Origin of the sequence: Modestobacter marinus (genome assembly GCF_019799945.1) — a bacterium.
Classification (GTDB): Bacteria; Actinomycetota; Actinomycetes; order Mycobacteriales; family Geodermatophilaceae; genus Modestobacter; species Modestobacter marinus_B.
In genome coordinates this window covers 43,258-52,497 of sequence record NZ_JABGCH010000030.1, presented here as the reverse complement: position 1 = coordinate 52,497, position 9,240 = coordinate 43,258, and the positions used below count along the sequence as shown (strand labels likewise).

Annotated in this window: 3 protein-coding genes and 3 pseudogenes; 2 read left to right on the top strand and 4 right to left on the bottom strand. The window is 70.7% G+C overall.

Annotated features, from left to right (window positions below):
* Window positions 1-63: 63 nt before the first annotated feature.
* Both HK417_RS20140 and HK417_RS20135 read right to left on the bottom strand, forming a co-directional pair.
* Window positions 64-195: pseudogene (locus HK417_RS20140) on the bottom strand (transposase); the annotation flags it as partial.
* 424 nt (window positions 196-619) lie between these two features.
* Window positions 620-1,642 carry a LacI family DNA-binding transcriptional regulator gene (locus tag HK417_RS20135; protein WP_222270337.1) on the bottom strand — a complete coding sequence of 341 codons (1,023 nt, stop codon included), beginning with the start codon at window positions 1,640-1,642 and terminating at the stop codon, window positions 620-622.
* 206 nt (window positions 1,643-1,848) lie between these two features.
* On the opposite strand from HK417_RS20135, the pseudogene HK417_RS25770 reads away from it, so the two are divergent.
* Window positions 1,849-1,977: pseudogene (locus tag HK417_RS25770) on the top strand (transposase); the annotation flags it as partial.
* Window position 1,978: 1 nt separating this feature from the next.
* On the top strand, window positions 1,979-2,482 hold the full coding sequence (locus HK417_RS20125; protein WP_222270327.1) for a tyrosine-type recombinase/integrase: 504 nt from the start codon (window positions 1,979-1,981) through the stop codon (window positions 2,480-2,482).
* 305 nt (window positions 2,483-2,787) lie between these two features.
* On the opposite strand, the pseudogene HK417_RS20120 reads toward HK417_RS20125, so the two are convergent.
* Both HK417_RS20120 and HK417_RS20115 read right to left on the bottom strand, forming a co-directional pair.
* A pseudogene (locus HK417_RS20120) lies at window positions 2,788-3,452 on the bottom strand (integrase core domain-containing protein); the annotation flags it as partial.
* Window positions 3,449-7,747: an nSTAND1 domain-containing NTPase gene (locus HK417_RS20115; RefSeq protein ID WP_222270309.1), complete on the bottom strand. Its 4,299-nt coding sequence runs from the start codon at window positions 7,745-7,747 to the stop codon at window positions 3,449-3,451. The gene HK417_RS20115 and the pseudogene HK417_RS20120, both read right to left, overlap by 4 nt.
* Between the last annotated feature and the right edge of the window lie 1,493 nt (window positions 7,748-9,240).

Genomic DNA, 9,240 nt, shown 5'->3' with positions numbered 1-9,240 from the left:
CTCGCCTCACTGCCGGGTCCCCAGGCCGCCGCCAACAACACGCCGACAAGTTGATTCTTTACAGGCCCAGTGGGTGCGGCAGCGCTGCCAGGCCGCGCCGGGCAGGGCGGCACCGATCGCCTCGACCAGCCCGCGGTGCGCGTCGGAGGTCACGAGCTGAACTCCGGTGAGGCCGCGGGCGGTCAGGTCCCGGAACCGAAAGAGTAGCCGGAGCGGTGTAGTCGGCGCGGTGGCGCTCGCCCTGCGGCAGGGAATCCGCGTTTGAACGTCGCGGTCGACGCCGGCCCGGCGATTGACGCTGTCTCAGCCGCCGCGCAGGAGGCGCGTGAACTCGCCTTTCGTTGGTTGGCCGGGCGTGGACGCGGGAGGTGCGGCTCGCTCGTATCCGCGACATCGCTCGCTGGAACGATCCGCCGAGGCCGACTCGTGATCGGGTGCTCGTCGTGCTCGTCGTGCTCGTCGCCGCCATCTGCCGAGTGATCATGGATGCAGTGCACCAACAGGTCGCCGTCACACTCATGCAGTCGGGCTCCACTGCTGGGCGTGACGTCGTCTGCCGTTGGTGCGGGTGGCCTGCGATCACTGGGTCGCGACGCCAAGAGGCACGGTCACCTCGATGTCAGCGAGTGGGCGGTGCGGTCGTGCCGCGGATGATGAGGTGGGGTGGGATGACCAGCTCGCGTTCGGTGATGGCCGAGCCGTCGAGCCGAGCGGCGGCGCGGGCGACGGAGAGGCTGGTGAGCTGCTGGGTGTCCTGCGCGACGGTGGTGAGCGCGATGTGCGACAGGCGGGCCAGGCGGCTGTCGTCGAACCCGACGACGGACATGTCGCCGGGCACGTCAATACCGGCGCTGCGCAGGACATCGAGAACGCCGGTGGCGCTGCGGTCGTTGAACACGGTGACCGCGGTGGGCAGGGGGTGAGTGTCGAGCAGAGCGCGAGCCGCAGTGGCTCCATCCTGCTCGGTGAGTCCGCCAGGCAGGATGAGGGCGGCGTCGGCCAGGCCGTGCCGCTGGAGGGCTCCGCGGTAGCCGCGTCGGCGTTCGGCTGCGCCGGGAGCGCGGCCGCCGTCGATGTGGGCGGTGCGGGTGTGGCCGAGCGCGACGAGGTGGTCGACGGCCTGCCCGAGTCCGGCGATATCGTCGGTGCGGATCACGTCGACGGTGCGGTGCCGCACCGGGCGGGCGACGACGACGAGGGGCATGCGGGCGGCGAGTTCGGCCAGGTAGGACGTTGGTGCGTGGGGGCCGAGCAGGATCAGCGCCTCACAGCGGTCCTGGAGCAGGCTCGTGACGGCGCGGCGCTCGTCGCGACCGGGGGTGACGGCGCTTAGGGCCAGTTCGTAGTCGGCGGCGTCGGCGGCGGTGTAGAGGCCGCCGACGAGGTCGCCGTGGAAGGCGTGCTGCACGGCGAACACCACGCCGATCAGCCGGCTGCGGGCGCTGCGCAGCAGCCGGGCGCGGCTGTCGGGGCGGTAGCCCAGCTCCTCGGCCGCGCGCCGCACCCGCTCCCGGGTCGCGGAGCTGGCCCCCGGCGCATCGCGCATCACGATGGAGACCAGCGCGACGGACACGCCGGCGCGGGCGGCGACGTCGGCCAGCGTGGGGCGGCGGCTGGCGGCCGAGCCAAGCCGCGGGGTCATGTGGGTCAGCCTAGCCAAAGCGTTTAGAACGTTCCAGCTGCGCATTGCCGGGGCGGGCTCGTGCCGCACAGTCCCTGCCTGCAACCTTGAATGCAGACGGCGTCGGGCTCGGGCGCCAGGAGGTGCAGGTCACGCTGACCGAGCTAGCCCGCAAGCTGGAGAATCCCGCCCTCCTCGAAGACCTGCCACCGTAACCGGCAGAGTCCGACCGAGCGGCGCTGGCCGGGATCGTGTTCGTGCTCAAGACCGGCATCGCCTGGAACCAGCTGCCCACGTCGGTGGTCGGCTGCTCAGGAGTGACCTGCTGGCGACGACTGCGGGACTGGACCGAGGCCCGTGCCCCTGCCCGCAGCCCTCGCCGAGCCGCTGGCCCGCCGCTGCGAGGGCAAGCAGGGCGACGACCTGTTGGTGACCACGGCCAGCGGCGCGGTGCTTCGCCTTCGCAACTGGCGTCGCGTCGTCTTCGATCCAGCGGTACGAGCAGCCGGCCTGAGCGACGTCACTCCGCACGACCTCCGGCACACGGCAGCCTCCCTCGCCGTCGCCAGCGGCGCCAACGTCAAGAGCGTCCAGCGGATGCTCGGCCACGCCTCAGCGGCGATGACCCTCGACGTCTACTCCGGCCTGTTCGACGACGATCTGGCCGCTCTGGCCGAACGGATGGACGCCGCCGCGCGGGCTGCGACGGAAGACCGTGTGGGCGCCGTGTGGGCGCGAGCCCCAAGCGACAGATCGAGAACTAGTAAAGGTGCTGGTCAAGACGGTGGGCCCCGTGGGGATCGAACCCACAACCCGCGGATTAAAAGTCCTACCGGTGAACTGCCAGGCGGTACTGCGTGATGCCGTCCGTGCTGGTCAGGGCCATACCGGGTGTTGACGATTGCCGTCGCTCATCGTCCGATGACGTGCAGTCCGCGACCACAACGCGACCACACATCTACCTGCCAGCCTGTCGGCCAGCCAGTCATTCTTCCGCTGGGAGCGGTCCTTCAAGCGAGGGTTCCCCACGATCAGGACTCGATGGCCCGGTTGTTCTAGGCTTGGTCGGTTTCTCGCGGACCCGCTGCCTCTGCAGCAGGCCAACCATCCGCGTCTTAGGACTCGCACCTCACCCTGGCCAGCTATGCCCTAGTTGTACCTGGCCATCAGGTTGGTGCCAGGCGGCTGATCAGAGGAAGTCCGCCGAGGGCGCTGTGGCGGCGTCGTGGGTTGTAGTGCTCGATCCAGGGCGGCGGGGCACTGGTCGTTGCTGGCGAAGACCTGCCGGTGGCCCATTCGGTGGCCAGGGTGCGGTTGAGTCGTTCGACCTTGCCGTTCTCCCATGGGCAATGCGGCTTGATGATCTTCCGGGCGCCGAGGGCGGTGATGACCTCGCGCAGGGACCACCGGTAGGCCCAGCGTTGTCGGTCATCACCCGCTCGATCCGAGCAATGCCGTGGGTGGCGAAGTAGCCGGCGGCGCGGGTGAGGAAGCCCGCGCAGGTGGTGCCCTTCTCGTCGGGCAGGATCTCGGAGTAGGCCAGCCGGGAGTGGTCATCGACCAGCGAGTGCACGTAGTCGTAGCCGACGGCGGTGGCCCGATCGCGGCTGGTGCTGCTGGCGGCGCGGCCGTGCGCCCGCCAGTCTCCGCCATCGGGGATACGGGCCAGCTTCTTGACGTCCATGTGCACCAGCTCGCCGGGCCGGGACCGCTCGTAGCGGACCGCGGTCACCTTGGAGGACCGGATCACCTCGCCGGTCATCGAGTCTAGCGCGGCCAGCCGGGGCGCCCCGCAGCGACCCAGCACGCGGGAGACCGTGCGAGAAGTTATGTTCCACAAGCGTCGATGTATTTCAAACCTGGCACGTACTTCGCCCACTCCGAATGACTAAAGCTACCGCCAGTGATGGCGCAGGCATGTTCGATTGCGTGTGCACGAAGTGACTGAAGGCCCGTGAAGTCCCAAAGTATGACGGTGCCGTTACGGCCGCCGGTGGCCATGGTGTGGCCGTTCGGAGCGAACGCCACCTCATACACCCCGTCGGGGAGCCGGGGGCTGAGCCGCTGTGGCCTGGCCGGGTCGGCGATATCCCACAGGATGATGCCGTCGTTGCCGACAGTAGCCAGGATGTGCCCGTTCGAGACGAACGCCGCCTCCCACACCCCGCCCGTGTGGCCGGTGAGTGAAGAGCCGAGTCGCCGGGGTGCGGCCGGGTCAGTGGTGTCCCACAGGATGAGGGTGCCGTCGTCGCCGCCGGCGGTGGCCAGGATGTGCCCGTCGGGGGCGAACGCCACCTCGGAGACTTCGCCGGTGTGGCCGCTGAGCGGAGCGCCCAGCCGCTGGGGTGCCGCCGGGTCAGTGGTGTCCCACAGAATGATGGCGCCGTCGTCGGCGCCAGCGGTGCCCAGGGTGTGCCCGTCGGGGACGAACGCCACCTCGGACACCCCGCCGGTGTGGCCGCTGAGCGGAGCGCCCAGCCGCTGGGGTGCCGCCGGGTCAGTGGTGTCCCACAGAATGATGGCGCCGTCGTCGGCGCCAGCGGTGCCCAGGGTGTGCCCGTCGGGGACGAACGCCACCTCGGACACCCCGCCGGTGTGGCCGCTGAGCGGAGCGCCCAGCCGCTGGGGTGCCGCCGGGTCAGTGGTGTCCCACAGAATGATGGCGCCGTCGTCGGCGCCAGCGGTGGCCAGGATGTGTCCGTCGGGGGCGAACGCCACGTCTATGACCGCGCCGGGGTGGCCGGTGAGCGGAGCGCCGAGTTGGCGGGGAGCAGCCGGGTCGCTGATGTCCCACAACACGGTGCCGTCGGCGCCGGCGGTGACCAGAGTGCGTCCGTTCGGGGCGAACACCAACGCGAACACCATCCCCAACGAGCTCCTGAGAGGTGAGCCGAGTCGCTGTGGTGTGGCAGGGTTGGTGACATCCCACAGGACGACGGTGCTGTCCTCAATCACTCGGCTGTTGTCATTGCTCTCGTCGAAGCCAGCGGTGGCCAGGATGTGCTTGTTGGGGGCGAAAGCGACCGCACCCACCCCGCTGGTGTGGCCGCTGAGTGGGGCGCCCAACTGCTGGGGTGCGGCCGGGTCGGTGAGCTCCCACAGGATGACGGTGTCGTAGCCGGCGGTGGCCAGGGTGTGCCCGTTCGGGGCGAACGCCACCGCATACACCCCGCCGGTGTGGCCGCTGAGCGAGGAGCCCAGACGCTGCGGTACGGCCGGGTCGGTGATATCCCATAAGAGCGTGCCGTTGGCGCCGGCGGTGGCCAGGGTGTGCCCGTTCGGGGCGAACGCCACCGCATACACCCCGCCGGTGTGGCCGCTGAGCGAGGAGCCCAGACGCTGCGGTACGGCCGGGTCGGTGACATCCCACAGGATGACCGTGGCACCGGCGTCGGCAGTTACCATCGCGTGCCCGTCGGGGGCGAACGCCACATGCACCACGCCGCTGTAGCCGGTGAGCGGAGAGCCGAGTCGCCGGGGTGCGGCCGGGTCGGTGATATCCCACAGGATGACGAAACTGCCGCCGAGGTCGTCGCTGCCGGCGGTGGCCAGGATGTGCCCGTTCCGCGCGAACGCCACCGCGTTCACCTCGAGGGAGTGTCCGGTGAATGGGGAGCCGAGTTGCCGGGGTGCGGCCGGGTCGGTGATATCCCACAGGATGAGGGTGCCGTCGTCGCCGCCGGCGGTGGCCAGGATGTGCCCGTTCGGGGCGAACGCCACCGCATACACCCCGCCGGTGTGGCCGCTGAGCGGAGCGCCCAGCCGCTGCGGTGCGGCCGGGTCGGTGACATCCCATAAGAGCGTGCCGTCGGCGCCGGCGGTGGCCAGGGTGTGCCCGTCGCGGGCGAACACCACCTCGGACACCCAGCCGGTGTGGCCGCTGAGCGGAGCGCCCAGCCGCTGGGGTGCCGCCGGGTCAGCGGTGTCCCACAGGATGACGCTGCTGCTGTCCTCGGCGCTAACGGTGGCCAGGATGTGCCCGTTCGGGGCGAACGCCACCGCATACACCGAACCGGTGAGGGTTCCCGTGTATGGAGTGGTGAGAACGTTCCTCACCAGCGCCGACTCTGTCTCCGAACTGGGATGGATGCGTAGGGCCGCTTCGCCCATTCTCAGCGCCGTCCGAGGGTCACGGTCGAGGCTGCTCTCGGCCTGCGTGACGAGCAGGCGAGCGGTGGCGAGCCGCTGGCGTTCCTCCGCTGAACGCTGCTGGCCAATCGCGAACGCCGCCGCGCCGAGCGCCAGCACGAGGAGCACCGACAGAGTGGTGACAGCCCGATTACGGCGGCGGCGGTCGCGGCGGATGCTCGCGGCGAGGAAGTCCCGGGCGCGGGCGCTCAGCTCTACGCGTTCGGCTACCAAGGTCCGGTGCCCGCGTCGCCATTGCACCGGCGATCGCCGATGCGGGACGAATCCATCGCCGGCGGGAGGTGCCTTCGGCGCCCCGCGGTGTGACTGAAGGCGCGCGCCGGTGTCGGCGAGTGCGGCGGCGAGTTGGCCACGTTCCCACAGCCGGGACGATGCGTGCCCGTCCTCGATCCATTGGGCCGCGGCCTGTTCGACCTGGCGTCGGGCACGCAGCGCCGACGCCGCAGCGGCAATCGCCTCGATGAGGGGTGGCCAGGCGGACAGGAACGCCTCGTGGGCGACACCGAGGACGACATGGCCGCCCTCGGTGTCGGTGGTGAGCAGCCGACGGTCGATGAACGGCTGCAGCTCGGTGAGCACCTGGCGCGGCAACTCATCGCGGGGAACGCGCCAGCGGGTGGGGCGGCCCTGCTCGTCAACGGTCACGAGCCTGAGGAGCTCCCGGATCACCTCTTCACGGGAGCGCCCACCAGCGGCGAGGGCGTCAGCCAGCGCCGCGTCGGCCTGCCGGACCAGCACCCCGTGCACCTCACCGAGCTGCTCGTACCGGGTGGTGGTTAGCCGTCCGCCGCGGGTGACGCCGTCGGCTAGCTGAGCCAAGGTGTAGGCCAGCAGCGGCAGCGCCTCGCCGCCGCCGGTATCGGCAACCAGACGCGGCACCAGTTCCGCGTCGATGGTGATGCCGGCCCGGTCGGCCGGGCCTTCGATGACCGCGCGCAACGCCTCGGGCCGAAGCGGCCGCAGGATGTGGGTTCGCGTCGGGAGAGCGGACAGATCCGAGCTGGCGAGCAGCGGTTCGAGGAACTCGGGGCGCAGCGTGGCCACAACCCGCATCGGACCGGCCAGGGCATCCCGTAGCAGCTCGGCGAACTGGGCCCGCTGCTGCAGTCCGGTCTGGGTCAGCAGCTCCTCGAACTGATCGACCACGATCAGCAGGTGCCGGCGGCGACGTCCAGGCACGGCGAGGAGAAGGTCATCGACCAATCCGGTGAGGTCGCCAGCGTCGAGGCGGCGGCGCACGTCGGTGACCGTCCAGGCCAGGCCGAGCTGGTGAGCCGAGGCGGCCAGCTCACGGGCGAGTGCCGCCACCGGCTGGGTGCCGGGCAGGATCGCCGGTAGCGTCCACCACCCTGGCTCGGCCGCCATCACCGGCAGCAGCCCCGCCCGCACCAACGACGACTTCCCGCAGCCAGACGGGCCCACGACGACCAGGACCGCTGGATAGGCTTGTTCCGCCGGTGAGCGCAGCAGGGTGGCGAGCTCGTCGATCTCGCGAGCGCGACCGAAGAACACCGAGTGCTCGTCCGTGTCCAGGGGGCGCAGGCCCGGGAACGGTGAGCGGTCATCCGGCCGGCCATATCCGCCCGCAGCGTCGACCCGCAGTAGCGCCTCGATCACCCTTGCCCGGGCCGCTGCCGCATCGAGCGTCAAGTCCACGTACTGCACGGAGTCCAGCAGCGGATGCCGGAGTCCGTATTCAGCTCGAATCGGCAGCAGCCGGCTCCCCCGCGACTGAGCAATCGCCAGCTCGGCGGTGCACCACACCGACGCCAGATAGGCCGAGGTCAGCACGCAGACCACGGCGTCGGCCCAGCGCAGCCGCTCGTGCAGCCGCTTCTCCCACTCCTCGCCGGCGAGGATGCCGTCAGACAAGTCCTGGTCGAGGAACGCTTCATGGCCCTCATCGACCAACCACCGGTGCACGTCCGCGGCCAGGGCGGCGTCCCTGCTCGAATGGCTGACGAAGACCCTAGCCATCAACCCTCCCGGGCGGAGTGCGCCGTGCCAATGCAGCGTGGCCAACAGACCACGGACGGTCAATGCAGACCGCTACCGGCGGTGAGCTACGCACGGAAACGCGTGCCGCGATCCCCGTTGACGTTTCACGAACCCCAGGACCGGTCGCCTTTCCGAGCGCCGAGGAGCCACGGTGATACCGCCCTGGTAGGTCTGCTTGGTGGGCGACGGTCGTGCTCGACCTGCTTCTGCCGCTGGGTCTACGGGCGAGCCTTGGAGACGGTTAGGGACAGAGGCCAGAGAGAGCACCCAGGGCGCCAGGCCGCCGTGCCGCCGACGCCCCCCAGCCCTTATAGCGCCCCCGCTGACTACCGTGCCCATCACGAAGCTGTGGTAGCACATGACCGTGCACGTCGAGTCGGACGGGAACGTGGAGGCGACACGAGTCCTGCGGCCGACCGGAGCCCGAGCTCATCGACTCCGGCAACGGCGGACCGGCCCGAGCCGGGTACTCATCAACGAGCTCGACCGCGACGGTTGGCAGCTCGTCAACCTCTAGCACCAGGTTTGGGCCGGCGGTGCCGAAAGCCGGATGTTCAGGCCAAGCGGCGCCTGCCCGCGGAGAGCGGCGGCTGGGCCAGCCGCGTCTGACCATCCGCGTCAAGGACCCGGTGTCAACGCAGGACCACTGGCTCCGGACGACGCGACCACACCGCGACCACCGAGGCAGAAGGCCCAGGTCACAAGATGCGCCTGCGGATACCTAATCCGCAGGCTGACTGCCCTACCACGCTCGCCTCGTCGCCGGATGGAGCCGCAGGTCGGCGGCGACGTCGCAGCGCGGCCGGCCAACCCGGGGTGGCCGGTCAGCTGAGGGAGCCGGGGCCGTCGCCGGCGTCATGCGTGACGGTGAGGCAGGCCCAGCACAGCGGCCAGACGCGGTCGGCGGATCCCGGCCAGAACCACACGGCTGGATCCAGCGACACGACGGGGGCGAGGCAGACCGCCCGTCCCGACGTCAGGCCCGTCTCGTCGATCGCGTGCAGCCGGCCGACCGGGGCTGCACCGGCCGTCGGGTGGCCGTTTGCCGGTCGCGGGCGTGGCATCACCGCGTCGGCGCCGACGAGCCACCGCCGCGGGCCGCCGCTCCGACCAGAGGCGAAATCGTCGTGATCAGCGTGAGTCATCGACCCTGGGGGTCCGTGGCGGGCGGGGCCGGCTAACGCGGCCTTCGGCGCGGATAGGCGGTCGGGACGGGCGGCCGGGGGCTCAGCCATGTCTCCACCGTGACCGAACCGTGAAGCCAACTCCAGAGTCCAGCACGGCCGCCGGTCTTGATCCCCGGAGGCTGCCGCGAGCCCCGACCGACGGTTACCGCTGCGAGCGGTCCCGCAGCACGAAGACTCCGCGACGCCCCGTAGGCGGACCGCGATCCTGGCCAGCCGCGGATTTCGGCGCGAGTGTCCCCGCCCGCCCCCGGCGACCTGGCCAGCCGCGGATTTCGGCGCGAGTGT